The following is a 26,610-nucleotide window of genomic DNA, read 5'->3' as shown; positions in this document are numbered from 1 at the left end:
TCTTATTTCAACAGGAACTTGTACAGCAGGTTGTGGATGCCACGGCCGAACGGCGGCAGGATCATGCGCGTGCCGTTGAACTTGCCCTTGGTGTACACCGCCTTGGCCTTGCTGAAGGTGAGGAAGCCTTCGTAGCCGTGATAGTGGCCCATGCCGGCATCGCCGACGCCGCCGAACGGCAGGTCGTCCACCGCCACATGGCTCATGGTGTCGTTGATGCAGACGCCGCCGGCGTGGGTGCGGTGCAGGATGTCTTCAGCGCGGCGCTTGTCCCAGTCGAAGTAGTAGAGCGCCAGCGGCCGCGGACGGTCATTGATGTACTCGATGGCGTCATCAAGGCTGTTGTAACCCTGCACGATCATCAGCGGGCCGAAGATCTCCTCTTGGGCGATCTTCATGTCCGGAGTGACGTTGCGGACCAAGGTGAATGGCATTTTGTGAGTGCCGGACAGGTCTTCGTTGGCCGGGTTGATCTCCACCACGGTGGCGCCCTTGTCGCGGGCGTCCTGCAGGTAGCCTTGCAGGCGTTGGTATTGGCGTGCGTTGACCACGCTGGTGACATCCGGGTTGTCGCGCAGGGTCGGGTACATCTGCGACACCTGGTCGCGGAAGGCGTTGATGAACTCGTCCTCGCGGCCAGCTGGACACATCACATAGTCCGGCGACACGCAGGTCTGACCGGCATTGAAGCACTTGCCGAACGCGATGCGTTCGGCGGCGTCCTTCATCGGGAAGTCCTGGCTGATCACCGCCGGGCTCTTGCCGCCCAGCTCCAGCGTGACCGGCGTCAGGTTGGCGGCGGCGGCGCGCATCACATGGCGGCCTACCGAGGTGGAGCCGGTGAACAGCAGGTGGTCGAACGGCAGCTCGGAGAAGGCGGCGCCGACTTCCATTTCACCGTTGATCACCAGCACGTGATCGGCAGGGAAGGTGTCGGCGATCATTTCGGCGAACACGCGGCCGGTGTTGGGCGTGTATTCGCTCATCTTGATCATCACCCGGTTGCCGGCGGCGAGTGCGCCCAGCAGCGGCCCCATGGCGAGGAAGATCGGGTAGTTCCACGGCACAATCACGCCTACTACGCCCACCGGCTGGTACACCACCTGAGCGGAGCCGGGGAAGCCCAGTAGGCCCGGAGAGCGGCGCTGCGGTTTCATCCACTTGGTCAGCCGCTTGCTGTAGTAGCGCAGTCCTTCGAGGCTGGTGAGGATCTCGGCGATCTTGGTTTCGTCTTCCGAGCGGTGACCGAAGTCAGCTTTAACTGCCTCGATCAGGCGGTCCATGTATTTGAGCAGCGCCGGCTTCAGGCGCTGCAAATGCTCAATGCGCTGTTCGGCGGTGGGGTAAGGTGTGCGACGGAAGGCCGCACGCTGCGCGTCCAGATGCGGACGCAAATCCGCCACTGCGCCCTGTTGGTCCAAGATCGCTTTAAGCTCCGCCGCCATTGCCGTTCTCCTGCAGGGTTTGTTGTTATGGTGTGCCGCCGTCGGGCGGACACCACGACGCTCAGCATTGAGGTGATGTTCTAGAGTAATTACTCTAGATGTCAACGTGCATCCTGTAACCGAGCGATTGACCCGCAATGACAACCACACGCCAGCGCATCCTGCGCACCAGTCTTGACCTGTTCAATCGCCATGGCGAACGCAACGTGTCCACCAATCACATTGCGGACGCACTCGGCATCAGCCCCGGCAACCTCTATTACCACTTCCGCAACAAGGGCGAGATCATCGCCGAGCTGTTTGATGGCTACGCGGCACAGGTGATTGGCTTCCTGACCCTGCCGGAAGACCGCACCATGACGTGGGCCGACAAGACCGGCTACTTCGAGTCGATTCTCGACAGCATGTGGGCGGCACGCTTTCTGCACCGCGACCTTGGCCACTTGCTCAACCAGGATGACCGCTTGCGCGACCGTTACGTATCGTTTGTCGACCACAGTCTGCAACGCGGCTTCGATGTCTATTGCGGCATGCGCGCGGCAGGATTGGTGGAAGGCGACGACGCCACCTTGCGCGGCTTGCTGATGAACACCTGGGTGCTGGCTACATCTTGGGCCAGCTTTGTGCACAGCCTAGTGCCGCCGGCACGACAGAGCGAAGCGCTGGATCGTGACCTGCTCAGCCAGGGCGTGTACCAGATCCTGTGTCTGGAAACGCCCTACCTGCGCGGTGAGTCATTGGAGCGGTTAGGGGAAGTGATTGCGCGCTACCAAGTGGATGGGCAAGACAGCATGAGCCTGCTGTTTGGGTTGATTCGGCAGTAGCGCGCGGGCAGATCAAACGGCAGCAAACTCCATTTCCGGCACTTGCTCCGGCACCACCAATGGGCCCGCGGTGCGTGCCACGATATCCTGCACCGACACCCCCGGCGCGCGCTCGCGCAGATGGAAGGCGCCGTCCGTGATTTCCAAATAGGCCAAGTCGGTGAGGACCCGGCGGATACATCCGGCGCCGGTCAGCGGCAGGCTGCAGTGCGGCAGCAGTTTGGAATGCCCGTCTTTATCGCAGTGGGTCATAGTGACGATGATGTTGTCGGCGCCAGCCACCAAGTCCATGGAGCCGCCCATGCCCTTGATCAGTTTGCCCGGCACCATCCATGACGCGATGTTGCCGTGCGCGTCCACTTCGAAAGCGCCGAGCACGGTCAAATCCACATGGCCGCCACGGATCATCGCAAACGATTCCGCTGAGGAAAAAATCGAGGCGCCGGGCAACGCCGTGACGGTCTGCTTACCGGCATTAATCATGTCCGCATCCAGTTCTGCCGCGTGCGGGAAAGGGCCCATGCCAAGCAAGCCGTTCTCTGACTGCAACATCACCGCGATGTCGGCCGGCACATAGTTAGCGACCAGAGTCGGGATACCGATGCCAAGGTTCACATAAAAACCATCTTGCAGTTCACGCGCCACTCGGCGCGCCATTTGTTCACGAGTCAACGCCATGATGACGGCCTCTATTGTGGTGGAGGAGTGATCAGGACAGCGTGCGCTGCTCGATCCGTTTCTCGAATTGGCCTTGGATCAGTCGATCCACATAGATGCCGGGGGTGTGGATCTGGTCTGGCGGCAAGGTGCCGGGCGGCACGATTTCTTCCACCTCCACCACTGTGATGCGGCCGGCAGTGGCGGCCAGCGGGTTGAAGTTCTGTGCGGTGTGGCGGTAGATCACATTGCCGTACCAGTCCGCCTTCCAACCTTTGACAATGGCGAAGTCGCCGTGGATAGCGGTTTCGAGCACGTAGTGACGGCCGTCGAACTGCCGTGTCTCCTTGCCTTCGGCCACCGGCGTGCCGTAACCGGTGGCGGTGTAGAACGCCGGAATGCCGGCGCCACCGGCGCGCATTTTTTCTGCCAGGGTGCCCTGCGGGGTGAGTTGTACATCCAGCGTGCCGTCCAGCATTTGGCGCTCAAACAGCGCGTTTTCGCCGACATAGGAAGCAATTACGCGCCGGACTTGGCGCTGTTCCAGCAGCAGTCCCAGGCCGAAGCCGTCCACGCCACAGTTGTTGGAAACCAGCGTCAGGTCGCGGGTGCCGCGCCGCTGGATTTCAGCAATCAGGTTTTCCGGGATGCCACACAGGCCGAAGCCGCCGGCAATCACCGTCATACCGTCTTCCAGCCCGGCCAAGGCCTGCTGGTAGTCGGCCACTCGTTTGTCGAATCCCGCCACAGTGGTGCTCTCTTTATTGGAATGGAGGTGCGCGGGGCACCGGTCACAGCAGTGTTGGCAGCGGCAATTGATTTGTTAAGTTTGTTTTTATGGATGACTATCCATAAAACCATATCAATGTGAGCTGTCATGACGGTCCAACAATTGCGCGCGTTTCTGGCTGTTGCCGACACGCTGAGTTTTGCTCAGGCCAGTGAATGCCTGCATCGCTCGCAGTCGGCGCTGAGTTTGACCATCAAAACGCTGGAGCAAAATTTGGGCGGCGCCTTGTTCTTACGCACCACTCGGCAGGTGGTGTTGACCCGTGAAGGCGAACAGTTGCTAGCTGCGGCACGCCATTTGGTGGCCGACTGGGACCGCACCGAGCAGATGATCAAAGGGCGTTTTTCGTTGCAGCAGGGTGATGTCACGCTGGCCGCGATGCCGGCGTTTGCTGCCAATGTGCTGCCGCCAATTCTGCGTCGTTTCCGTGAGAGCCATCCGCATGTGCAGATTCGGGTGCACGACGTCATCAATGAACAGGTGATGGAGATGGTGCAGGCGCACCGAGTGGAGCTGGGGATTGTGTTCCAACCACCGGACGCGTCACCGCTATCGTTTGAGCCGCTGTATCAGGATCGGTTTGTCGCAGTGGTGCCGGCTGACGATGAGTTGGCGGGCAGTGCCGCGGTCAGCTGGCCGCAGCTGTTGCAGCGCCCCTTCATTGCCTTACAGTCGCCGTCGGTGGTGCGTTCGCTGGTGGATGCAGCGTTGGCAGCCCACCCGCATGCGTTGCCTGTAGCGATTGAAAGCCATCAGCTGACCACGGTAGGGCGAATGGTGGCCTGTGGTCTGGGCGTCAGCGCGGTGCCGGCCATGTGTCGCGACCAGATGGAAGCGTTGGGCGCCCGCTGCGTAGCGCTGCATGACCCCCAAGTCAGCCGTGCGGTAGGACTGTTGACGCGCGGGCCGGATCAACTGTCAGCGGCCGCGCAAGCGTTTTGTCAGCTGCTGCGTGATGCGCGGTTGGATCAACTGTTCTGATCGAGTGCGGCAAGGTAGGCCCTCAGGGTGCTGGCAAACGATGGCTGAGCCACTTCGGCCACGTTGTAGCGGCACCACGGGGTTTTATGGCGCGCATCAAGATAGAAGAACGCACCGGGCGCCAGCATCATGTCGTAGGACAGCAGTTCACGCGCCAACCGCAGGCTGTCCGGCATCTGCGGGAAGCGTGCCCACAGATACAGGCTCTCATTGGGCACCACGAACAGCTCGGCTCCGAGCTGCTTAAGAATCGCCACCGCAGCGGCAGTCGCGGCCCGCGCCTGGCTTTGCAAGCGCTGGGTGTGACGCAAGAAGTTGCCCTCGCGCAAGATCACCTCCACCGCGCGCTCGCTGTATTCCGAGTTGCTCACATGCAGCAGCATCTTCAGATCAGCAAGGCCATCTGCCAGTGGCGGATCGCAGGCAATGAAGCCGATCCGTAGCGATGCCGAAATCGACTTCGAGAAGCTGCCGATGTAGAGCGTGCGCCGCAGCTGATCCAGCGCCGACAGCTTTACCGCCGAGCTGTGCTTGAAGTCAGCCAGGGCGTCGTTCTCGATGATCAGCACATCGTGTTGGCGGGCCAGTTGCAGGATGCGTTCCGCTTTTTCCAGCGAGAGGTCAGTGCCAGTAGGGTTGTGGCCCGCTGACTGAGTGAAAAAGAAGCGCGCGCGGCGGGTGCGCAGCGCCTGCTCCAGCGCAGCGATGTCGGGGCCGTCAGCCTCACGGGGAATGCCGATCACTTCGGCGCCATGCAGCCGCAACTTGCCGAACAGCGGATAGTAGCCCGGCTCATCCACCAGTACCGGCTCACCGGGAATTACTTGGTGGCGGATCACCAAGTCCAGGGCTTCGTTGGCGCCGTGGGTGGTGACGATCTGCTTTAGCATGGAGTACACGCCGAGCCCCGCCAGCCGCCGCACCAGCTGCTCCCGCAGCGCGGCATAACCGTAGCGTTCGCCATAACGGAACAGGGTAGTGACGCCGGTGCGCACCACTTGGCGGTGGAACTTGTCCAGCCGCATGTCCATCAGCCAATCCTTGGGGGGGAAACCGTCGCCGGGGTGCTGGTGCTTGGGATCTTTGATCAGCTGCTGGCGCATTAGCCAAATGGTGTCCATGGCGCGGTTGATAGAGCCGATCTCATCCCCGTTGCGGCGCGGCGAGACATCAGTGACAAAGAAGCCGCGCCCATGCTGTGGCTCCACATGGCCACTGGCGGTAAGGATGTCGTACGCCGTGATCACCGTATTCTTCGAATAGCCGTACAGCTTGGCGTAACTACGGATCGACGGCAGTTTTTCGCCGTGGGTAAGGATGCCCGCGGTGATCTGCTGGCGAATGTGCTGGGCGATTTGTTCCGGTTTCGACTCTGCCACGTTGGCATCCTAACGCTGATGGCCGAAGCGCAAATGCTGCGAGGAATACTGTATCTATAACTGTACCCAGCAGGTTCCGGCACTTCGGTTCGTTGTTGTTGTGGGTGTTGCTGTGGCGCCGCCGCCTGCTGCGCTCTCACCATGGCATTGCAGCGATCAGGCGCGGCGGCCGGCAGCCACTTTACGTTATGTTCTGATAGCCGGGCAGGTGGCAGCAAGTAGTACCCGCGCACTTTAAATAAAGGGCGCTTAGCGGTGCTGCACAAACTGTTACGTTGTCATAGCGGTTGTTACTTTCCACCCCAAATGACGGCTTCTGTTCCCTCCACCTGTGCTGATCAACGTTTGAGGGGGTGGCGTGGAAAGCATCAAAAATCGTTGCTTATCAATCAGATGGACGTCATTTCGTGAGTTCGTCTGTTGACCCAAACTGTACCCAAGGACTGTTCGTCTGACGTTTACCGTATTGATAACGCGTTGGCACTGCCGGGTTGCGCAGTGCCCAGATCAAAACAGTGATGTCGACGGAGGGGCCTGTGGCCACAACTGATTCCCGCATTCCAAATTTCCGTTCCGTGCCGCCGGCCGAGCGTTTGGTCAAGCTGGGCGAACGTGCAGCATTGAGCCTAGAGCAGATGGCGCTGTTGCAAACGCCGGGTGCGCTGCCGCTGGCTCTGGCAGACGGCATGATCGAAAACGTGGTGGGTACCTTTGAGCTTCCGTTTGGCGTTGCCGCCAACTTTGTCGTCAATGGGCGTGACGTGCTGGTGCCGATGGTGGTGGAAGAGCCATCGGTCGTGGCTGCCGCCTCCTACATGGCCAAATTGGCACGTGCTACTGGTGGCTTCCGCACCTCTAGCACGCCGCCGATGATGCGCGCCCAAGTGCAAGTGCTGGGCGTGGCTGACCCGGATAATGCCCGCCTGACACTGCTGCGTCATCGCGATGACATCATTGAACTGGCTAACCGCAAGGACCAAGTGTTGAACCGCCTGGGCGGCGGTTGCCGTGACATTGAGATCCACCGGTTCAACGATCCAGTGCGGGGCGGGATGCTGGTATTGCACCTGCTGGTGGATGTGCGTGACGCGATGGGTGCCAACACTGTCAACACCATGGCGGAGTCGGTGGCGCCGTTGGTTGAGCAGCTGACCGGCGGCCGCGTGCGGTTGCGGATTCTGTCCAACCTTGCCGACCTGCGTCTGGCGCGGGCGCAAGTAACCATCCGTGCGGGCGACCTGACCTCTGCTGACTACGACGGTGCCGAAGTAGTGGAGCGCATTATCGAAGCCTACACCTTGGCGGTGATCGATCCTTACCGAGCCGCCACCCACAACAAAGGCATCATGAACGGCATCGACCCGGTAGTGGTTGCCACCGGCAACGACTGGCGTGCGGTAGAAGCCGGCGCCCATGTTTATGCCTGCCGTCACGGCCAGTACACCTCACTGACGACCTGGGAAAAGAACGCCGATGGCGATCTGGTTGGCACCTTGGAGATGCCGTTGGCAATGGGACTGGTGGGCGGTGCCACCAAGACCCACCCGCTCGCGCGCTTGGCGCTGGCGATCCTCAACGTCGGTAGCGCCCAAGAGCTGGCGGAGGTAGCGGTTGCGGTGGGCTTGGCGCAAAACTTGGGTGCGCTGCGGGCATTGGCCACTGAAGGTATCCAGCGCGGGCATATGTCATTGCACGCGCGCAATATCGCTCTGCTGGCCGGTGCCCAGGGTGATGAAGTGGACTGGGTGGTTGGCGTCATGGTGGCGGAGAAGGACGTGCGTACCGACCGCGCCGAAGCGCTGCTGGAACAGAAACGCTTGCAAGAATAACGCTGGAGGTTTGGGTGATGCAGAACGCAGCCGAAACGATGTCGCCATCTACGCGCCGACCGCTGGAAGGGTTGGTGGTGCTGGATGTCACACGGGTGGTGGCAGGGCCTTACTGCACCATGATGCTGGCCGACATGGGCGCGCGGGTGATCAAGATTGAGAACCCGTCTGATCCTGACTATGTGCGTGACTTTCCGCCGTTTGCGGACGGCAATGGGCAGCGCCAGAGTGGTTTCTTTGCCCAGTACAACCGCCACAAAGAAGGCATGACGCTGGACTTGAAACGGCCTGAGGCACGCGAACTGTTTCTGCAAATGGTGCGCCAAGCGGATGTGGTGGTGGAAAACTTCCGCCCCGGTGTCATGGCACGGCTGGGGCTCGGTTATGAGGTTCTGCGACAGGCCAATCCGCGCATCATCTATACCGCTATCAGCGGTTTCGGCCAGACCGGGCCTAACAGCTCACTGCCGGCCTATGACAACAGTGCGCAAGCCAGCGGCGGCTTGTGGTCGATGAATGGTGCACCGGGTGAACCGACCCGCGTCGGCACCATCATTGGTGACTTGGCCGCCTCGCTGTACGCGGTGATCGGCACGCTGGCGGCGCTGCGTGAAGTGGAACGCGGCGGCGACGGCCAGATGGTTGATGTGTCGCAGCAGGATGCGGTGTTTTCACTGACTGAAAATGCTGTGGTGAATTACACCAGTACCGGCGAGGTGCCGGTGCCGCTCGGTAACGATCATCCATTCGTGCGTCCCTACGGACGCTTCCCCTGCCAAGACGGCCATGTGTTTTTCGGCGGCTATACCGACAAGTTCTGGCGTGAAGCCTGCCTTGCGTTTGAAGCCGCTGAGCTGTTGGACGATCCCGAGCTGGCCACCATGGAGCGGCGCTTTGATGACGACATCTATCAACGTCGGGTGCTGCCGATTGTGGAGGGTTGGTTTGCTCACCGCAGCAAGGCAGAGCTGGAGCAAATTGCCGGTGACAGGTTCCCGTTGTCGCCAATCAAGAGCATTGCTGAGGCGGTGCAGGACCCGCACATTTTGGCGCGTGAAATGATGAGCGTGGCAACGCTGGGCGGCGTGCCGTTTCAAGTGTTTGGCTCACCGATAAAGCTGTCTGCCACGCCGACGCAAAGCAGCGGAGCAGTGCCCGATCTCGGCCAGCACACCGAGGCACTGCTGACCGAATGGCTGGGCATGGACGCCGCCGCAGTGGCCGCGCTGCGTGCGCAGGGGGTGGTATGAGCGAGCCCCTGATCAGCCAGCAACGTGATGGCGCGGTGGCGATTATTCGCTTCAACCGTCCTGACAAACTCAATGCACTGACACTGTCGATGTACGACGCGCTGGGTGCGGCGTTTGCCGCCGCCCAAGCAGATCCTGAGGTGCGGGTGATGGTGCTGACCGGCACCGGCGAGCGCGCTTTCTGTGTCGGCGCCGACCTGACCGAGTCTATTCCAGAGTTGGCCAGCGGTCGGATCGATATTTCTGCTTGGGATGGCGCGCATATGAAAGGTGCCGGTATCACCAAGCCGGTGATTGCCGCGGTCAATGGCCTATGTCTTGGCGGTGGTTTCGAAATCATGTTGGCCACCGATCTGCGCATTGCTGCCGAAAGCGCTGAATTCGCGCTGCCGGAACCGGGCATTGGTGTGGTGCCAGCGGGTGGCACTTTGGTGCGGTTGGTGCGTCAGGTTGCCTATGCCCACGCCATGGAACTGATGTTGACGGCGGAGCGGTTCGATGCGGCCAGCCTGCTGCGCATGGGGGTGCTGAACCAGGTCGTGCCGGCGGAGCAGGTACTGCCAGAAGCGTTAGCGTTGGCCCACCGTATCGCGGCGCTCAGCCCGGTGGCGATACAGCTGATCAAACGCGCCACCCGTGAACTTTACGATTTGCCTTGGCCGCAGGCATTTGCCGCCGAAGCCAGCTTGGGGCAACAGGCGTTCACCAGTGCCGACGCTCAGCGCGGATTAAGCGCTTTTGCCGAACGTCGCAAGGCGGATTTCTAACGCCGCCGCGAGTCGCCACACAGCAATAATGAGGATAACAATGACTGATAAAACGCCCTCGTCCTGGATCGCCCGCTTGCCACTGGCAGGCCTGTCCATGACCCAGGAAAAAATCGTCTTCGCACTGGCGGTGGCGCTGTTCGCGGTATTCAGCTTCACCCTGAAGGACTTTGCTTCCATCGATAACTTGATGGGGCTGCTTTACAACGTGTCGGTGCTCGGTGTGTTGGGGCTGGCCATGGCACTGGTGGTGATTGGGCGCGGCATCGACCTGTCGCTGATTGCCACCATGGCAATCTCGGTTGCTTGGTCTCTGACGCTGATCCGCACCGGCACCAGTATTGAAATGGCATTGCTGTATGGCGGTTTGATGGCGCTGGCCATCGGCGTCATCAATGGCTGGTTGATTGCCTATGCGGAAATTCCGGCGCTGTTCTGTACCTTGGCGATGGGCACGCTGGTGTACGGCTTCGGCCGCATCGCGCTGATCCCGGCGGATGTGGTGTACATGCCCGCCGATGCCGGTTGGTTCGGTGCCCTCGGCCAGGCCGAAGTGCTGGGGATTCCGGCACCGGTGATCGTCTTCCTGCTGTTCGCGCTGCTGGCAACCGGCGTGCTCAAGTACACCCGCTTTGGCCGCTACACCTACCTGATGGGTGACAACTACGCCGCCGCCCGCATCACTGGCGTGCCGACCCGGCCGATGCTGGTGATGCAGTACGCCATCACCTCGCTAATCGGCTTTGTGGCTGGCTTGGTTACCGCCGCCTCGGTGGACTCGATGAACACCCGCATCGTCAACTCGACCATGATCTATGACGTGATCTTGGTGGTGGTGCTAGGCGGTATCGGTCTCAGCGGCGGCAAGGGCGGCGTCCGCAACGTCATCGTTGGCACTTTGCTGATCGGCATTTTGCTGAACGGCATGACCATCATGAACATCGAGTACACCGTCCAGAACTTCATCAAAGGCGCGATCCTACTGGCCGCGCTGATCTTTGACAGCTTCATCAACCCACGTGACGAGCAGACCGCCCAGCAAGGCGATATCTGATCCGGGCCCATGCTCCCGGTTGTCCATGACGGAGAGAGAAAATGAAAAACAATAACGTGCTCAAAGTAATGGTGACGTCGTTGGCACTGGTGTCTGCGGCGGGCATTGCCGAAGCGGAGCAGCAGTCGCCGCTGGCTGGCAAGACACTGGCCTTCGTGCCGACGTCGCTTGGCTACGATCTCACCGACGGCTGGTACAACATGCTGCGCAAGGAGCTGGGTGCAGAAGGGCTCAATATCACCGTGCGCGACCCGAACTGGAGCACTGCTACCGGCGCCCAAGCCTTGGTGTCTCTGATTGCCCAGAAGCCGGATGTGCTGATGGTGCAAAACCCGGACGTGCAGTCCTATTCCCGCTTGCTCAAGCGGGCCGAAGATGCCGGTATTCCGGTGCTGCAAATCAACATGCGCTCCAGCGTCCAGACCACCGCGTTTGTTGGCGCAGATTGGGTCGGCATTGGTCGTGCCATGGCCAATGCGGCGGTGGAATATTGCGGCGAGGACAGTGGCCGATCCGGCAAAGTCAGCTTGGTACAAGGCCCGCTGACCTCTGCTTCCAGCGTGTTCCAAATGGAAGGCATCAACGCAGTGCTCAAGGGTCGCAAGGATATCCAAGTGGTCTCCAGCCAGGCCGCTAACTGGGACCCGTCCCAAGCGCGTGCGATTACCGACACCGTCGCCAAACAACATGGCGATCTGTGTGCGGTGATTGATTTCTGGGATGGCCAGGCGGTGGGTTCTGCCGCCGCCATCCGCCGTCATCGCGGCGACCAGAAAGTGCATCTGATTACCAACGGTGGCGCCGAAAAAACGGCAGCCTGCGACAACATTGCTAATGGCACCTTCGACCAATACATGACCTACAGCGTGCGTGAGCAGTCCACCGCCATCGCCGAGGTGGTGCGCAAGATCATCACTGAAGGCATCAAGCCCGGTGGCGAGCAACTCGATCGCACCACCGCCGTGCGTGTGATCACCGCCGACAACTTGGCGGATGACTCCTGCTGGGCGCTCAGCGACTACAAATAACAATGACGCAATCCGCCGCCCGCCAGGTGCGGAGCGGCGGCTCTGAACGGAGAAGAGCAGGATGTCGGTGCAAGACACATTGACCCGGTGGCGCAATCGCTACATTCCGGATCACGTGGTGGGGGAGATCCTGTCGAAGAACTGGATCGACAACACCGTGCCGTTCCTGGCCCTGATCGCCACGCTGGCGGTATTTGGCCAGCTGATCCCGGATTTCTTTTCGCTGGTGAACGTCAGCGACACCACCCGCCAGTTGGGTGAGTTTTTGTTCATTGTGCTGGCCATGGTGATTGTCATGGTGGGCGGCGGTATCGACCTGAGCGTCGGTTCCAACTATGCGCTGGGCAACTTCACGGCACTGTACTTGATGAACCTAGTCGGCATGCCGGTGTGGATGGCGGTGCCATTGGTGATTCTGGTGTGCGCCAGTGTCGGCCTGCTCAATGGTGTGCTGATCGGTTATCTGCGTCTGCGCGCGTTCATCACCACGCTGGTAACGCTGATTATCGTGCGTGCCTTGGTGGACATGCTGCTGCTGCGCTATGCCGTGGATATTTCCATGGCGATGCCGGACTCGATGGTATGGGATTACATCGGCATTGGCGCGCCATTTTCGATTCCGTTCAGTTTCTTGCTAGCGCTGGTGCTGGTGGTGGTGGTGCATTTGTTCCTCAGCCGCACCCGGCCGGGCTGGCACATCATGGCGATCGGCGGCTCGCGTAAGTCGGCTTACAACGTCGGTATTCCAGTGCGACGCATGGTGTGCATCAGCTATGTGATCTCTGGTGCCTTGTGCGGTATTGCTGGCGCGCTATTTGCTGCGCGACTGAACAGCGCGGGCTCTGATACCGGCATCGGCCTGGAAATCATGGCGCTGACGGCGGCCGTGGTCGGCGGTAACAGCCTTGGTGGCGGCCGGGGGTCAGCCGCCAAAGCGTTCATGGGGGCGGTGATCGTGTTGCTGATCACCAATGGTTTGGTGCGACTCGGCTTCCAGAGTGGCGCTGCGCCCTTGGCGCTCGGCCTGATCTTGCTGCTGGCCATTGCCATTGACGTGCGCTGGCTGAAGAACCGCTACAAGCTGCTGGCCAAGGTGTATGTGTCACCGGCGTACCTGGCGCTGCCGCCGTGCCCGGATACCGATGCTGGCTCCGCTTCTCCCTATGCCCAGAACGACAAACTGCGCCAAGTGGAGTTGATCGGACTTGGCGAAGTGGAAGGCCCTGAAGATGTGATTTTCGATCGGGATGGCCATCTTTATACCGGCACCCGTTTTGGCGACATTGTCCGCTTCCGGGCGCCGGATTATCAGCAATCGGAGTTGTTTGCTCACACCGGTGGCCATCCGCTCGGGCTGGCGTTCGACCGTGACGGCAACTTGCTGGTGTGTGTGGCGGGCATGGGCCTGTACCACGTCACGCCGGCTGGCGACGTGGTGAAAATGACCGACGAAACCAACCGGACGCCGTGGTCGGTGATTGATGACTCGCGCCTGAAGTTGGCCGATGACCTTGATGTGGCGCCGGATGGTCGCGTGTTCTTCAGCGAAGCCACCATCCGCTACGGCATGTCCAACTGGGCTTATGACGCACTGGAAAGTCGCGGCAACGGGCGCATCATCTGCTATGACCCGGCCAGCGGCCGTACCCGCACAGTATTGCGCAATCTGATCTTCCCCAACGGCATCTGCATGGCCCACGACGGCGAGTCGTTCTTCTTCGCAGAAACCTGGGCCTGCCGCATTAGCCGTTACTGGTTTGCCGGGCCGAAGGCGGGTAGCACCGAGGTGGTCATCAGTGATCTGCCGGGTTACCCGGACAACATCAACCGCGCCTCCGATGGCAGTTACTGGTTGGCGCTGGTGGGTATGCGCACGCCGTCGATGGACTTGGCGCTGCGGATGCCGAGCTTCCGCCGCCGCATGGCGCGTCGTATTTCCCCGCAGGAACTGATCTTCCCGAACATCAACACCGGCTGTGTCATCAAGTTCACCGAGCGCGGTGATGTGGTGGACACGCTGTGGGATCTGGGCGGCGAAAATCATCCGATGATCACCTCGATGCGCGAACACAAAGGCTTCCTTTACCTCGGCGGCTTGCTCAATAACCGCATTGGTAAGTTCAAAGTGGAAGGCGCCGATCCGAACTGGACCGGGATGGACAGCTACTGGGGAGCAGGCCAATGAAAGCGGTCATCGATTTCTGGCGCCGCAACAGCGACCGATTGCTGGGACGTGGCGAGGCGGCGGTAACACTGCCTCCAATGGACGGCGCCTTGTTGCCCAATAACGTGCTGGAGCAGGCACGCAAGGTGGCGGAGCTGCCACAGATCGACAACTTGGTCATGCATGAGGGCAGACTGCTGTGCTCGGCGGGCCACCGGTTGTGGGCCTGGCAGGCGGACACCGGACTGCAGCCGCAAGTGGAGTTTGATGCTGCCGTGGCTGCGCTGGTCAGTTTGCCGGATGGCCCGTTGCTGGCGGCACTGGTGGACGGCAGTTTGCACCGCGTCACCGGCGCCGGAGCTGAACGACTGCAGGGGCTGGCTGGCTTTGACGGCTTCTGCCCCACGGCCATGGTGGCGGTGGACAGCCACACACTGGTACTCACCGAAGGATCCAGCCATCACCTTGCCCATGAATGGAAACGCGACCTGATGTCGCGTGAGCGCTCAGGTCGGGTCTGGCGGCTAGACCTGGCAGCCGGGCGGGCGCAGTTGCTGGCGTCCGGGTTGGGCTGGGCTGGTGGTGCGGCACTGACCGCAGACGGTCAGGTGGTGGTTTCCGAAAGCTGGTCGCATCGGCTGTGCACCATCCCGCTGGATGGCGCGGCACGCCGCGCGCCGCAGCCGGTGTTGTCCGAATTGCCGGCATATCCCGGACGGCTAGTGCCTGCTGCTGGCGGTGGTTACTGGTTGCCATTGTTCGCACCGCGCAGCCAGTTGGTGGAATTTGTGCTGCGCGAGGCCGGTTACCGGGCACGCATGATGGCTGAAATCGCGGAACCGTTTTGGGTGGCGCCGGCACTGGAGAGCGGCTCTGACTTCCGTGAGCCGTTGCAGGGTGGCGCCATCAAATCAATGGGCGTGCTCAAACCGTGGGCGCCGACCCGCTCTTATGGATTGGTGGTGCGACTGGATGCGCAGTTCAACCCGCTGTTCAGTCTTCACAGCCGTGCAGACGGACGCCGCCATGGCGTCACCAGCGTGCTCGAACACCAACAACAATTGTGGGTGGCCAGTCAGGGCGGGCGTTGTTTGCTGTCCCTGACGGCCGGTGACGGAGGGGAGTGGGCATGAAACCCTTGATCGAACTGCGCAACATCACCAAGGAGTATCGCGGCGTGCCGGCCATCCGCGATGTCAGCCTGAGTATCTACCCCGGCGAAACATTGTCTTTGTTGGGTGAAAACGGCGCTGGAAAATCGACGCTGACCAAAATGATGGCCGGGGCGGTGGTACCGAGCGCTGGCAGCATTTTGGTGGAGGGCAAGGAAACGCGTTTCCAAACCCCGAACGAAGCGCTGCGCAATGGCTTTGCCATGGTGTTTCAGGAAACCAGCCTAGTGCCATCGCTGACGGTGGCGCAAAACCTGTACCTCGGTCGCGAGCCGTTCTTTAACCGGTTGCGTGGGTTGTACATCTCGGCGCAGCAATTCCTGCAGAGCCTCAACTTCAACGTTGAACCGACCAAATTGGTGTCCCAGCTCGGGGCGGCCGAGCGGCAAATGGTGGAAATCGCTCGGGCACTGCAACACCGCGCCAAGCTGATCATCTTTGATGAGCCGACGGCAACGCTGACCCCGGAAGAAAAGCACCACTTCTTCGGTTTGGTGGAGCGGCTGAAGAAGCAAGGCGTGGCGATCGTGTTCATTTCCCATGCACTGGAAGAAGCACTGGCGATTTCCGATCGCATTACAGTGCTGCGCGACGGACAGCATGTGCTGACCGCCCCGGTGTCCGAGCTGGATCAGGATGCGGTGATCAAAGCGATGGTCGGACGTGATCTATCCGGCGAGCTGTACAACGGCATCGGTGGTCACCGCACCGCGCGCCCGGCAGGTCGCAAGGCGCTCAGTATCCAAAACCTGTCGATGGGCAGCATGGTGAAAAATACCGCCTTCTCGCTGTACGAGGGCCAAATCACCGGCATGTTCGGGCTGGTCGGCTCGGGGCGCACCGAGACTGCAAAGGTGATCGCTGGGGTGCTCAAACGCGACTTCTTGCATGGCGGTGAAGTATTCCTCGATGGTCGGCCGGTGCGCTACCGCACACCGCAACCGGCGGTGCAGGACGGCATCATGTATGTCACCGAAGATCGCAAGCTGGAAGGCTTTTTTGAAACCCTGTCGATCTCGGAAAATATCTTTGCCGGCAAGCTGGCATCGCGCCAGCCGACGCCAAAGGTGATTACCTATCGCGAAATCACTGCGGTGGCAGAGCACTGGCGTAAAGCGCTGAATGTGCGTGCCATCAGCGGTGATGCACGGGTGATCGAGTTGTCTGGCGGCAACCAGCAGAAAGTGGTGATTGCCAAATCACTGGTGCAAAAACCACGCGTAATCATTTTCGATGAGCCGACCCGAGGTGTGGACGTGGGCGCCATCGCTGAAATCCATCAACTGATTAACCAACTGGCCGATGACGGTCTGGTGGTGTGGGTGATTTCTTCCAACTTGCCGGAAATTATGTCGTTGTCAGACCGCATTTTGGTCACCCGGCAAGGGCGGGTGGTGGAAGAGTTCCGACCCGCCGACGCCACCGAAGAAAAGATCATGTACGCCGCCGTGCACTGATTTCCTACTGCTGAAACACCACTGCGGGGCGCGGCTGCACCCCGCAACGGGCCTCGCTGTGCCTAAAAAAGGTGCACGCCGGCCGGGTTCCAGGTTCCACAACAATCACTAACAACAAAAAGGACCTTTCACATGATCAACTACAAACGGTTCGGCTATGCGTTCACGGCGCTGGCAGGCAGCTTGGCACTGATGTGGGGCGGTATCGCTCATGCCGAAACGTTCTCCAGTACCAACATCCAATTGTTCGCTACCAACAAGGCAAAAGCCGATGCCCTCAATGGTACCGGTACGGTAGACGAAGACCTGACAGTATTCCGTGCCGAGCATTTCGGTGGTTGGGAATACGGCGACAACTATTTCAGCATGGATATCTACCACGGCGCTGATGTGGGCGGCGCTGGAGCAGGCTCCTTCGGTGGCGGCGCCAAACAGCAGAGTTTCTTTGTTTACCAGCCGCGGTTGTTCCTGCCGGGGTTGAAGAACATTGCTGATGGCACCGGCTTCATGCGCAACGCTTATTTCACCTACCGCCGTGAGCAGGCCAGCTACGGCAGCTTCTATGCCGACAACGCCGGGGTGTCATTGGACTTGGCCATTCCAGGTGTGGAGTTCTTCGAAATTGATTTCATGGCGCGCAAAACCAACGTCGATGACGGTACTGAATGGATGACCCGTATTGTCTGGCTGGCACCGTTCAAGCTGGGCCAAGTAGGCGCTCATTTCGATGGTTTGGTGTTGGTGAAGTCGACCGACAATTTCGGTACCAGCGTGATGGCGCAAGCCGATCTGTTGTTTGATGTATGGCGGCAGGGGCGGTTGCAGGCGGGGGTGCGACTGGAACACGCCCAGTATGACGATCCGCAGGGTGGCGACTACCGCCGTACGTCACCCTATCTGATGGCTAAACTGTACTTCTGACGCGCTTGGGGCCACCGCCGTGTGGCCCCTTTTTTGTTGGGGCTGCTCAGCGCTCAAACAACTGCGCCCGCACATCCCCCGTCAGTTTTTCTTTCAGCAATCGCCACCCGGCCGGTACCTGCGGTGCCGGATCGTGGCGGCGGCTTTCCACGTAGATGCGGGCATCCGCCGTTAGCAGGCCGTGCTCTTCCAGCAAGGCGCAGGCCGGTTCGGTGAGGCCGAGGTCGTAGGGCGGATCGACAAACGCCAGATCAAAAGGCCCGTGCTGGCTGGCACTGTGCAGCCAGCGCAGCGCGTCGTCGGCCTGGATGAACACCCGCTCGCCGAACAGCGGTTTGAGTTGCCGTGACAGATCGGCGGCACGTTCGCGTTTTTTTTCCACCAACACTGCATGGGCGGCGCCGCGCGACAGCGCTTCGGCACCCAGTGCGCCGGAGCCGGCGAACAGATCCAGCACGCGCTGATCGGCCAGTGAAAACTGCAGCCAGTTGAACAGCGTTTCGCGCAGCCGGTCGCTGCTTGGGCGCAGGTCGCCGCGCTGGTCGACAAACTGCAGTCGGCGGCCGCGGAATTCGCCGCCGATGATGCGCACGGTGCCACGCTGGGTGCTCATGGGGCGCTGTCCTCGGCGGCCGCTTGATTAGGATCGTGCGGGCCGATGCTGACGGTGAGCAGCGTGTCTGGGTGCAGATGTCGGCGAAACGCCCCGCGCACTTGCTCCGCTGTGACCTGCTGCAGTGCTTGCTGGAAGTCGTCCATATAGCTCAGTGGCAGGTCGTAAAAACCGATCACGCCCAGCTGCGCCACGATATCGCTGTTGGAGGCGGTGGACAGCGCGTAGCTGCCAACCAGGTCGTCTTGCGCTAGCTTCAGTTGTTCTTCGCTGGGGCCGTTAGCGACGAAGTCGGCGATCAGCTGACGGGTCAGCACTAGGGCGTCGTGGGCATTGGCGTTGGCGGTTTGCAGCGACACCGTGAACGGGCCGGCAGCGGCCATCGGGCTGATGCTGGAGTAAATGCCGTATACCAGCCCACGTTTCTGGCGTACCTCGTCCATCAGGATGGCGCTGAAGTCACCGCCGCCGAGGATCTTATTGCCCACGTACAGCGCCGGGTAATCCGGATGGTGACGGTCAATCATCTGGTTGCCGAGCAGGATATGAGTCTGGGTGGACGGAAACTCGATGTGCTGCTGGCGGGCTTCGGTCAGCGCGGCGGCCGGCGGCAGTTCCGGAGCCCGCTCGCCGGTTGGCAGGGCGCTGCTAAGTTGCTCGGCAATGCGTTTGGCGTCGGTCTTGCTCAGATCGCCCACCAGCGCGATCACGGCATTGCCGGCGGTGTAGTACTGGCGATAGAACACGGCCAGTTGTGCAGGCTCGATGCCCGGTAGGCTTTGCTCGGTGCCGTTGGACGGAATGCCGTAGGGATGATCGCCGAACAGGGCGCGGTTGTAGGCATCGCTCAACTGCGGACCGGGCACCTGTTTCTGGCGCTGCAGCGCCTGCAGCTGCTGGGTTTTCATGCGCGCTAACTCACCAGCGGGGAAATCCGGCCGGGCGAGGATGCGGGTCAGCAAGGCCAGCGCCGGATCGCGAAACTCCGGCGCGCTGAGGGTGGCCAGCGTCAGCAGCGCCATGTCGCGGTGGCTGCTGTTGCCGAGGCGCGCGCCGAGATCCTCGAAGCCGCGCGCCAGCGCCGCGACATCGAGCCCATCGGCGCCCTGGTCGAGCATGGCGTTGGTGAGCATGGCGAGGCCGGCATGATCGCCGTCGCGGGCGCTGCCAGCGTTGAACACCAGCCGTGCGTAAAGCATCGGGATTTGCTCGGTTTGCACGAACAACACGCGGCTGCCGGCGGCCGTGGTCCAACTCTGGATATCCAACTGGCGACGGCCGAGCGGTGCCTCCTCCACTTCCGGCAGTGACTGCGGGAATGGCGCTACGGCGGCGCTCGGCGCCAGCTGTTCCGGGCGGCTGATAATCAGCCACACCAAGCCAGCGGCCACCGCGGCGATGATTACTAGGCGCAGGATTTTATTGAGGCTCATGGCTGGGTGCCCTCCTGATTGAGCGGGCGCACTTCTGCCACCGCACGGCGGTCACGGGTGAGGAAGCGTTTAGCGGCATCGCTGACCTGCTGCGGCGTGACATCGGCCAAGCGCTGATCAAGTTGGTCGGCCAAACGCCAGTCTTGGCCAATGATGGTCAGGTAGCCGAGTTCCATGGCTTGGCCAAACACCGAGTCTTGCTCGAACACTGATGACGACAGCATCTGTGCCCGCACCCGTTTCAGCTCCTCGGCGCTGGGCGGGGTGGTGCGCAGGGTATCGAGCTCCTGCTCCAGTGCTGCTTCCAGTGCTGCCAGCGATACGCCGGGGGCCGGCGAGGCGGTCATGATGAACACGCCGTCCTCCCGTGCCAGTCCGCCGTATTGGGCGCCGGCGCCGGTGGCCAGCTGGCGGCCGCGCACCAGGTTGCTTTCGATGCGCGCGCTGTAGCCGCCGTCGAGCACGCCGGCCAGCATCATCAGTGCATAGTAGTCGGCGGCGTTGTCGGCGGTGGCCAGTGACGGTACGTTCCAGCCCATGTACAGCGATGGCACTTGTACCGGCAGCGACAGCGACAGGCGGCGTTCGCCGGCAGCCGGTGCTTGGCGCGGTGTGGGGCGGTCCGGCACCGGATCCGCCGGCAACGCGGCGAAGAAGCGTTCGGTTTGAGCGCGGGCCTGTTCCAACGTTACATCGCCGGCAATCACCAGCACCGCGTTGGCCGGGCTGTACCACTCTTGGTACCACGCCATGGCCTGCTGCGGGGTGTATTGCTCGATGTCGCGCTGCCAGCCGATCACTGGATGGGCGTAGCCGGTGCCCGGACGCAAGATGGCAGCGAAGCGCTCCCAGGCCAGCGCCGAGGGATTGTCATCGGTGCGCTGGCGGCGTTCTTCGAGCACCACCTGCACCTCGCGGGAAAACTCCTCGGCATCGATTTCCAAGTTCGCCAAGCGCTCGGCTTCCAGCTCCAGTGCCAGCGGCAGCCGCGAGGCGTCGTACTGCTGGTAGTAGCCGGTGTACTCGTAGGAGGTGAAGGCGTTGGTCTGGCCGCCGAAGCGTGACACCAATGCCGAGTAGTCGCCCGGCGTCAGATGACGCGTGTTCTTGAACATCATGTGCTCAAGCATGTGGCTGAGGCCGGTGCGCCCCGCCGGCTCGTCAATGCTGCCGACTTTGTACCACAGCATCACCGTCACCACCGGCGCCCGGTGGTCTTCGCGCACCAGCACGCGCAGGCCGTTGTCGAGCGTAAAATCGTGGGTCGGAGGTGGCGCCGTCGCCGCCTGTGCAGCAGTGGCACACAGCAGTGAAAGCATCAGAAACAGGCGCATGGCGTCCCCTTTTGGTCGCAGCGGGCGCGGTCGGCAGAGCCGCCGCTGCCGCGTTTCTATGGGTGGAGCGGGATGATAGGATAGCCCGGCGTCGGAAGCACTCCGCCGTGGCTAACGGAAAGACCTGCAATGACTGATGAAGTTTCCCGGCCTGAGCCGGATGATCAAGCCCCTGCCGCCGAGCAGGGCAAGGGCGGGTTCTTCTCCCGCATGTTCAAGCGCCGCGGCGACGCGCCGGCGGAGACGGACGCTGATGGCACCGTGGCACCGACCGAAACCGGGTCCAATGCGCCTGCGGACGATGCTGCGGCGGCCAATAGTGCCGCTGCACCGATCGCAGCAGAACCGGTAGCCCCGGCAGTGATGCCCGCGCCGGTGGTTGCCGCCGAGCCAGCGATCGAACCAGCTGCTGAGGCGGACGCTGTCGCTGCGGACGATGAGCCGGCCCGCGAAGGTTTCTGGTCGCGCATGAAGCAGGGCCTCGGCAAAACCCGCCAATCGTTCGGCAAGGGCCTCGCCGACCTGCTGGTGGGCGCCAAAGAAATCGACGACGAAATTTTCGAAGACATCGAAACCCAACTGCTGGTGGCGGACGTCGGGGTGGAAGCCACCGACACCATCATCAATGCGCTCACCGAGCGGGTCGGCCGTAAAGAACTGGTGGACGCCGATGCGCTGTATGAAGCGCTGCAAGACGAGCTGCGCAAGCTGATCGCGCCGGTGAGCCAGCCGCTGGAAATCAATCCCGACAACCGCCCCCACGTGATTCTGATGGTGGGCGTCAACGGTGTCGGCAAGACCACCACCATCGGCAAGCTGGCCAAGCGTTTCCGCATGGAAGGCAAGTCAGTGATGCTGGCCGCCGGTGACACTTTCCGCGCGGCGGCGGTAGAACAGCTGCAGGTGTGGGGCGAGCGTAACCAGATCCCGGTGATTGCCCAGCACACCGGTGCCGACTCCGCGTCAGTGGTCTACGACGGCGTGCAGGCGGCGCAGAGCCGTGGCGTCGACATCCTGTTGGCGGACACCGCGGGCCGACTGCATACCCGCACCGGGTTGATGGACGAGCTGACCAAAGTCACCCGGGTGATGAAAAAGCTGGTGCCGGATGCGCCCCACGAAGTGCTGCTGGTGTTGGACGCCTGCACCGGTCAGAACGCCGTCAACCAGGCGCTGGAATTCCGCCAGGCGGTGGGCGTCACTGGGCTGGTGTTGACCAAGCTTGATGGCACCGCCAAAGGCGGCATCCTGTTCGCGTTGGCCAAGCGCACTGGGCTGCCGATCCGCTTCATCGGTGTCGGTGAGCAATTGGAAGACCTGCGGCCGTTCGACGCCGAAGAGTTCGTCAAAGCACTGTTCGAGGACGTCACCCGGGGCTAAGGGGGCCGCATGATCCAACTGGATCGAGTCAGCAAGCGCTATCCGATTCCCGGTGGCGGTGGTCGCGATGCGCTGCGGCAGGTGTCGTTGACGCTGCCGGCGGGTGAGCTGACCTTCCTCACCGGCCACTCCGGGGCCGGCAAGAGCACATTGCTGAAACTGATCATGATGATCGAGCGCCCCACCGCCGGTGAGGTGCTGGTGGACGGCGTGCCGCTGTCCACCGTCGGCACCTCTGGCATTCCTTACATTCGCCGCAAGATCGGCATGGTGCACCAGAACCACCAGCTGCTGTTCGACCGTAGCGTGTTCGACAATGTGGCGTTGCCGCTGGTGATCGCCGGCTTCCCGCGCGCCGACATCGGCAAGCGGGTACGGGCGGCGCTGGACAAGGTGGGCCTGCTGAGCAAGGAGAAGCTCAACCCGGTGATGCTGTCTGGCGGTGAGCAGCAGCGTATCGGCATCGCCCGCGCGGTGGTCAACAAGCCGCCGCTGCTGCTGGCGGATGAACCCACCGGTAACCTCGATCCGGCGCTGTCGGCAGAGATCATGGATCTGTTCCAAGATTTCGCCAATGTCGGCGTGGCAGTGCTGATCGCCACCCACGATCTGTCATTGATCGACCGCTATGACCATCGCCTGCTGTCGCTGCGCGATGGCCGGCTGGTGGCCGACCGCGAGGAGCCTGCCCATGGCGCGTAACAGCCGTTCGGCGCCGGCAGCGAAGCCGCGCGTGGGCGCCAGTGTGGCGCGCAGTGCCTGGCGTGATCGCTTGTTGGCGTGGCGCCTGCACCATCGCGACTCGGCGCTGGACGCGGTCAACCGCATGCGCAACCAGCCGATCTCCACGTTGATGACGGTGCTGGTGATCGCCATTGCGCTGGCGCTGCCCACTGGCATCAGCGTGCTGCTGGAAAACGCCCGCGCCGCCACCGCCGGCTGGGATGGGCAAGCGCACCTGTCGGTATTCCTCAAGAAAGCCACCAACGAAACCGCCCAGCGCCAGTTGGCGACCAAAGTCGGTCAGCGGGCTGACGTTGAGCGGGTGCAAGTGATTACGCCGCAGCAAGCGCTGGACGAGTACAAAACCCTATCCGGCTTCGGTGACGTGCTGGAGGCACTGCCGGACAACCCCTTGCCGCCGGTGCTGTTGGTGTTCCCCAAAGACACCCGGCCGGAAGCGCTGGCCACCTTGCAGACGCAGATCAAGGCGCTGCCAGAAGTGGATCTGGTGCAGCTGGATGTGGAGTGGGTGAAGCGGTTGCACGCCATGATCGAGCTGGCTGCCCGCATTGTTACGGTGCTCACGCTGGCGCTGGCGCTGGCGGTGATGCTGGTGGTGGTGAACACCATCCGGCTGGCGATCGAGAATCGCCGCGAGGAGATCGTGGTGGTGAAGATTGTTGGTGGCACGGATGGATTCGTGCGCCGGCCGTTCCTCTATTCCGGCTTTTGCTTCGGCTTTGCTGGCGGTGTGCTGGCGGTGGTGCTGGTGCAGGCCGCGTTGCTGTGGATCGGCTCGCCGGCAGAGCAGTTGATCGAGCTGTACGACAGTGAATACAACCTGCTTGGCGTGGGCTGGGCCAACCTATTCATGCTGCCGCTGTTCGCCGGCATGCTCGGCCTGCTCGGCGCCTGGCTAGCGGTGTCGCGCCACATCCAGGATGTTGATCCGCATTTGCTGTAAGACATGCCGGCGCTGCGGGCAACGGTGCCGGCCGCGGCGTGTTAAAGGTGCCGGCCTATCATTTTTGCTCTCCGCTGTGCTGAAAACGGCAGCCGCCGCTCCCGGTGCGCGGCCAAGCGGCCACCCAGTGCCGCATCATTAAACCCGCCCCTCCCTAAGTGGAGGGCGCGGGTAGATGGGGCTCCGGCTAAGGCCGCCACGCCGTCACTGATACTGCTGGCGCAGCGCCCGCTTCAGTACTTTGCCGGCGGTGTTCTTCGGCAGCGCTTCGGCGAAGAACCAGCGCTTGGGCACTTTGAAGTGAGCCAGCGCCGCGCGCGCGTGGTCGGCCAACTCGGTTTCTGACAGTTGCTGCCCGGCTTTCACCACGATCACGGCGCACACCGCCTCCACCCAGCGCTCATCTGGCAGTCCGATCACCGCCACTTCGGCCACTTGCGGGTGGCTGTAGAGCACCTCTTCCACATCCCGACTGGCCACCAACACGCCGCCGGTATTGATGACGTCATTGATGCGGTCAACGATGAACAGGAAGCCCTGTTCGTCGCGGTAACCGAGGTCACCGGAGTGGAACCAGCCGTCTTTAAATGCCTTGGCGGTGGCGTCCGGATTCTGCCAGTAACCCACCATCAGTTGCGGTGAGCGGTGCACGATCTCGCCGTGTTCGCCGGGCGCGCAGTCGGCGCCGGTGTCCGGGTGCAGGATGCGGGTCACCACCGATTGGATCGGGCGTCCGGCGGAAGCCGGCCGAGTGGTGTGATCTTCGGGGCGCAACACCGTGGCCAGCGGCGCGATCTCGCTTTGGCCGTAGCAGTTGTAGAGGCCCGCAGCCGGCAGTTTGGCGGCCAGTTCATGCACAATCGGCTCCGGCATGATGGACGCGCCGTAATACAGCTTGGTCAGCGCGGACAGGCCTGCCGGGTCGAAGTCGGCGTGGCGCAGCAGGGCAATCCACACCGTTGGTGGTGCGAAGAACGCATTCAGACGGTGGTCACGCAGCAGCGCGATCAGGTTGGCCGGGCTGGGATCGTCCACCAACCAAGTGGTGCCGCCGGCCAGCAGTGTCGGCAGCGTAAACACATGCATCTGTGCCGAGTGGTACAGCGGCAATGCTGCCAGCGCCCGATCGCTGCTGCGGATATCGAGGTGGATCTGGCAGCTGGCATATTCGGTGAGCAGCGAGCGGTGAGTGTGCATCGCGCCCTTGGGGTCGGAGGTGGTGCCGGAGGTGTAGAGGATCTGCACCACATCGGTGTCGGCCTGCTCCAGCGCCGGTGGCTGCACATCGGCCGGCGCGGCTTTCACCACCGTGAGCAAGTCATCGCTACGACCCGGCATTGGCTGCAGTGGTGCGCTGTGCGCCACCGGTGTCTGCGCGATCACTGCCGTGACCGCGTCGGCCAGCGCCGGATCGAACAGCAGCGCGCGGGCGCCGGATTGGTTCAGTGCATACACCAACTCGCGCTCAACCAGCGAGAAGTTAAGTGGGACATGGATCAGCCCGGCGCGGGTGCAGGCCAGCCACAGCATCAGATAAACATCGGAGTTCTTGCCGTAGGCGGCGACGCGGTCGCCCGGTTGCAGGCCCAATCCAAGCAGGTGGTGGGCCAAATGACTGGCGGCACGGTCCAGATCAACGAACGACCAATGCCGGTCACGGAATAGCAGCGCATCGCGGGTGCCGTGGTGGGCGGCGGCGCGCGCTAGGGCATCGCCGAGGGTGTTGCGGGTGGCACGGGCCACCTGGTCATCCAGCATCGGTGCGGTCATGGGGCGTCCTGTCTGTTGTTGTAATGGCGCCGTCGGGTGGCGCTTTGTCGGTGACGTGACCCCATTTAAGGCCGCGTTGACTTTGATCGGAATGACTGGGAAGGTCGAAAGCCTTGATCCAAATGGCCATTTCGAATCTGCCGATGACCACCCAGAAGCGCTACGTCGCCCACTATTACCTCGCCGTTTGCCTTGCTGCCGCCCAGCGCGCCGGCCACAGTGCGGCGGCGCTGCTGGCTGCTGCCGGGTTGCCGCAGTCTTGGGCACTGGAGGGTGCTGCGCCGGCGCGATTGACACCGATGGAGCTGACACAGCTGATCCAGGGTTTGTGGGCGCTTACCGATGATGAGTTCATGGGGCTGGGCACGGCGCCCTGCCGGCGCGGCACCTTCGCGCTGATGATCGAGTTTGCCGCTCGGGCCGACACCTTGGGCGGCTTCCTGCGCCGCTGCGCGCGGTTCTACAGCGTGCTGCAACCGCAGCTAACGGTGGCGCTGGTGCCCACCGGCAGTGACGACGAAGACTGGATGTTCCGTCTGCACCTGGATCACCGTGGCCGCGACCGTGAGCATTTGCTGCAGGAGTTCCTGTTGTTGCTGGTGCAACGCAGCGCCAGCTGGCTGGTGGGGCAGCCGCTGCCTTACAGCCGTACCAGCTTCGATTACCCACAGCCGG

23 protein-coding genes are annotated in these 26,610 nt (G+C 62.1%); 15 read left to right on the top strand and 8 right to left on the bottom strand.

Going from position 1 to position 26,610, the window contains the following annotated elements:
- Positions 1-2: 2 nt before the first annotated feature.
- Complete coding sequence (locus AB5I84_RS00115) at positions 3-1,445, bottom strand: coniferyl aldehyde dehydrogenase (protein ID WP_369453793.1); 1,443 nt, start codon at positions 1,443-1,445, stop codon at positions 3-5.
- Between the two features lie 137 nt (positions 1,446-1,582).
- Here AB5I84_RS00115 and AB5I84_RS00110 point away from each other — a divergent pair, with 137 nt between their 5' ends.
- Positions 1,583-2,269, top strand: coding sequence for a TetR/AcrR family transcriptional regulator (locus tag AB5I84_RS00110; RefSeq protein WP_369453792.1), 687 nt, complete (start codon positions 1,583-1,585; stop codon positions 2,267-2,269).
- Positions 2,270-2,281: 12 nt separating this feature from the next.
- Here the strand turns inward: AB5I84_RS00110 and AB5I84_RS00105 are convergent, their stop codons facing one another.
- Positions 2,282-2,947, bottom strand: a complete 666-nt coding sequence (locus tag AB5I84_RS00105) for a CoA transferase subunit B (protein WP_369453791.1) — start codon at positions 2,945-2,947, stop codon at positions 2,282-2,284.
- A gap of 31 nt (positions 2,948-2,978) precedes the next feature.
- Positions 2,979-3,674, bottom strand: a complete 696-nt coding sequence (locus AB5I84_RS00100; protein ID WP_369453790.1) for a CoA transferase subunit A — start codon at positions 3,672-3,674, stop codon at positions 2,979-2,981.
- Between the two features lie 129 nt (positions 3,675-3,803).
- Between AB5I84_RS00100 and AB5I84_RS00095 the strand changes: the two genes are divergently transcribed.
- Positions 3,804-4,697 carry a LysR family transcriptional regulator gene (locus tag AB5I84_RS00095; protein ID WP_369453789.1) on the top strand — a complete coding sequence of 298 codons (894 nt, stop codon included), beginning with the start codon at positions 3,804-3,806 and terminating at the stop codon, positions 4,695-4,697.
- Here the strand turns inward: AB5I84_RS00095 and AB5I84_RS00090 are convergent.
- Positions 4,685-6,076, bottom strand: a complete 1,392-nt coding sequence (locus tag AB5I84_RS00090) for an aminotransferase-like domain-containing protein (RefSeq protein ID WP_369453788.1) — start codon at positions 6,074-6,076, stop codon at positions 4,685-4,687. The genes AB5I84_RS00095 and AB5I84_RS00090 overlap by 13 nt on opposite strands.
- 536 nt (positions 6,077-6,612) lie before the next feature.
- Here AB5I84_RS00090 and AB5I84_RS00085 point away from each other — a divergent pair.
- From AB5I84_RS00085 to AB5I84_RS00045, 9 genes are all read left to right on the top strand, one after another.
- Positions 6,613-7,905 carry a hydroxymethylglutaryl-CoA reductase, degradative gene (locus tag AB5I84_RS00085; protein ID WP_369453787.1) on the top strand — a complete coding sequence of 431 codons (1,293 nt, stop codon included), beginning with the start codon at positions 6,613-6,615 and terminating at the stop codon, positions 7,903-7,905.
- Between the two features lie 17 nt (positions 7,906-7,922).
- Positions 7,923-9,155: a CaiB/BaiF CoA transferase family protein gene (locus tag AB5I84_RS00080; protein ID WP_369453786.1), complete on the top strand. Its 1,233-nt coding sequence runs from the start codon at positions 7,923-7,925 to the stop codon at positions 9,153-9,155.
- Positions 9,152-9,922, top strand: coding sequence for an enoyl-CoA hydratase/isomerase family protein (locus AB5I84_RS00075; protein WP_369453785.1), 771 nt, complete (start codon positions 9,152-9,154; stop codon positions 9,920-9,922). The genes AB5I84_RS00080 and AB5I84_RS00075 overlap by 4 nt, the downstream gene beginning before the upstream one ends.
- Positions 9,923-9,962: 40 nt before the next feature.
- Positions 9,963-10,976 carry an ABC transporter permease gene (locus AB5I84_RS00070; RefSeq protein ID WP_369453784.1) on the top strand — a complete coding sequence of 338 codons (1,014 nt, stop codon included), beginning with the start codon at positions 9,963-9,965 and terminating at the stop codon, positions 10,974-10,976.
- Positions 10,977-11,017: 41 nt separating this feature from the next.
- Positions 11,018-12,004 (top strand): sugar ABC transporter substrate-binding protein, encoded by a 987-nt coding sequence (locus AB5I84_RS00065; RefSeq protein WP_369453783.1) that lies wholly within the window; start codon positions 11,018-11,020, stop codon positions 12,002-12,004.
- Positions 12,005-12,065: 61 nt separating this feature from the next.
- Positions 12,066-14,189: an ABC transporter permease gene (locus AB5I84_RS00060; protein ID WP_369453782.1), complete on the top strand. Its 2,124-nt coding sequence runs from the start codon at positions 12,066-12,068 to the stop codon at positions 14,187-14,189.
- Complete coding sequence (locus tag AB5I84_RS00055) at positions 14,186-15,301, top strand: SMP-30/gluconolactonase/LRE family protein (RefSeq protein ID WP_369453781.1); 1,116 nt, start codon at positions 14,186-14,188, stop codon at positions 15,299-15,301. The genes AB5I84_RS00060 and AB5I84_RS00055 overlap by 4 nt, the downstream gene beginning before the upstream one ends.
- Positions 15,298-16,797: a sugar ABC transporter ATP-binding protein gene (locus tag AB5I84_RS00050; protein ID WP_369453780.1), complete on the top strand. Its 1,500-nt coding sequence runs from the start codon at positions 15,298-15,300 to the stop codon at positions 16,795-16,797. Before AB5I84_RS00055 ends, AB5I84_RS00050 begins: the two co-directional genes overlap by 4 nt.
- Positions 16,798-16,929: 132 nt before the next feature.
- Positions 16,930-17,718: a hypothetical protein gene (locus AB5I84_RS00045; protein WP_369453779.1), complete on the top strand. Its 789-nt coding sequence runs from the start codon at positions 16,930-16,932 to the stop codon at positions 17,716-17,718.
- A 46-nt stretch (positions 17,719-17,764) separates the two neighbouring features.
- Here the strand turns inward: AB5I84_RS00045 and rsmD are convergent, their stop codons facing one another.
- Genes rsmD through AB5I84_RS00030 form a run of 3 tightly spaced genes read right to left on the bottom strand, consistent with a single transcriptional unit; the run spans position 17,765 to position 21,098 of the window.
- Positions 17,765-18,331 (bottom strand): 16S rRNA (guanine(966)-N(2))-methyltransferase RsmD, encoded by a 567-nt coding sequence (rsmD, locus tag AB5I84_RS00040; RefSeq protein WP_369453778.1) that lies wholly within the window; start codon positions 18,329-18,331, stop codon positions 17,765-17,767.
- Positions 18,328-19,764 (bottom strand): M16 family metallopeptidase, encoded by a 1,437-nt coding sequence (locus AB5I84_RS00035; protein ID WP_369453777.1) that lies wholly within the window; start codon positions 19,762-19,764, stop codon positions 18,328-18,330. Before AB5I84_RS00035 ends, rsmD begins: the two co-directional genes overlap by 4 nt.
- Positions 19,761-21,098 carry a M16 family metallopeptidase gene (locus AB5I84_RS00030; protein ID WP_369453776.1) on the bottom strand — a complete coding sequence of 446 codons (1,338 nt, stop codon included), beginning with the start codon at positions 21,096-21,098 and terminating at the stop codon, positions 19,761-19,763. The genes AB5I84_RS00035 and AB5I84_RS00030 overlap by 4 nt, the downstream gene beginning before the upstream one ends.
- A gap of 129 nt (positions 21,099-21,227) precedes the next feature.
- Here AB5I84_RS00030 and ftsY point away from each other — a divergent pair, with 129 nt between their 5' ends.
- From ftsY to ftsX, 3 genes are read left to right on the top strand one after another with little or no spacing between them, the layout of a single operon-like run.
- Positions 21,228-22,478: a signal recognition particle-docking protein FtsY gene (ftsY, locus tag AB5I84_RS00025; RefSeq protein ID WP_369453775.1), complete on the top strand. Its 1,251-nt coding sequence runs from the start codon at positions 21,228-21,230 to the stop codon at positions 22,476-22,478.
- 9 nt (positions 22,479-22,487) lie between these two features.
- Positions 22,488-23,180 (top strand): cell division ATP-binding protein FtsE, encoded by a 693-nt coding sequence (ftsE, locus tag AB5I84_RS00020; protein WP_369453774.1) that lies wholly within the window; start codon positions 22,488-22,490, stop codon positions 23,178-23,180.
- The gene (gene ftsX / locus AB5I84_RS00015; RefSeq protein ID WP_369453773.1) at positions 23,170-24,165 is read left to right on the top strand and encodes a permease-like cell division protein FtsX; all 996 of its coding nucleotides are present in this window, start codon (positions 23,170-23,172) and stop codon (positions 24,163-24,165) included. The genes ftsE and ftsX overlap by 11 nt, the downstream gene beginning before the upstream one ends.
- A gap of 204 nt (positions 24,166-24,369) precedes the next feature.
- Here ftsX and AB5I84_RS00010 read toward each other — a convergent pair whose 3' ends face one another.
- Complete coding sequence (locus AB5I84_RS00010; RefSeq protein ID WP_369453772.1) at positions 24,370-25,935, bottom strand: fatty acyl-CoA synthetase; 1,566 nt, start codon at positions 25,933-25,935, stop codon at positions 24,370-24,372.
- Between the two features lie 122 nt (positions 25,936-26,057).
- On the opposite strand from AB5I84_RS00010, the gene AB5I84_RS00005 reads away from it, so the two are divergent.
- On the top strand, positions 26,058-26,610 hold a 553-nt coding region (locus tag AB5I84_RS00005; protein ID WP_369453771.1), incomplete at its 3' end, for an AraC family transcriptional regulator ligand-binding domain-containing protein.

Source organism: Alcanivorax sp. REN37, from assembly GCF_041102775.1.
In the GTDB taxonomy this organism is placed as follows: domain Bacteria; phylum Pseudomonadota; class Gammaproteobacteria; order Pseudomonadales; family Alcanivoracaceae; genus Isoalcanivorax; species Isoalcanivorax beigongshangi.
This window is presented reverse-complemented; position numbering and strand designations above follow the sequence as displayed.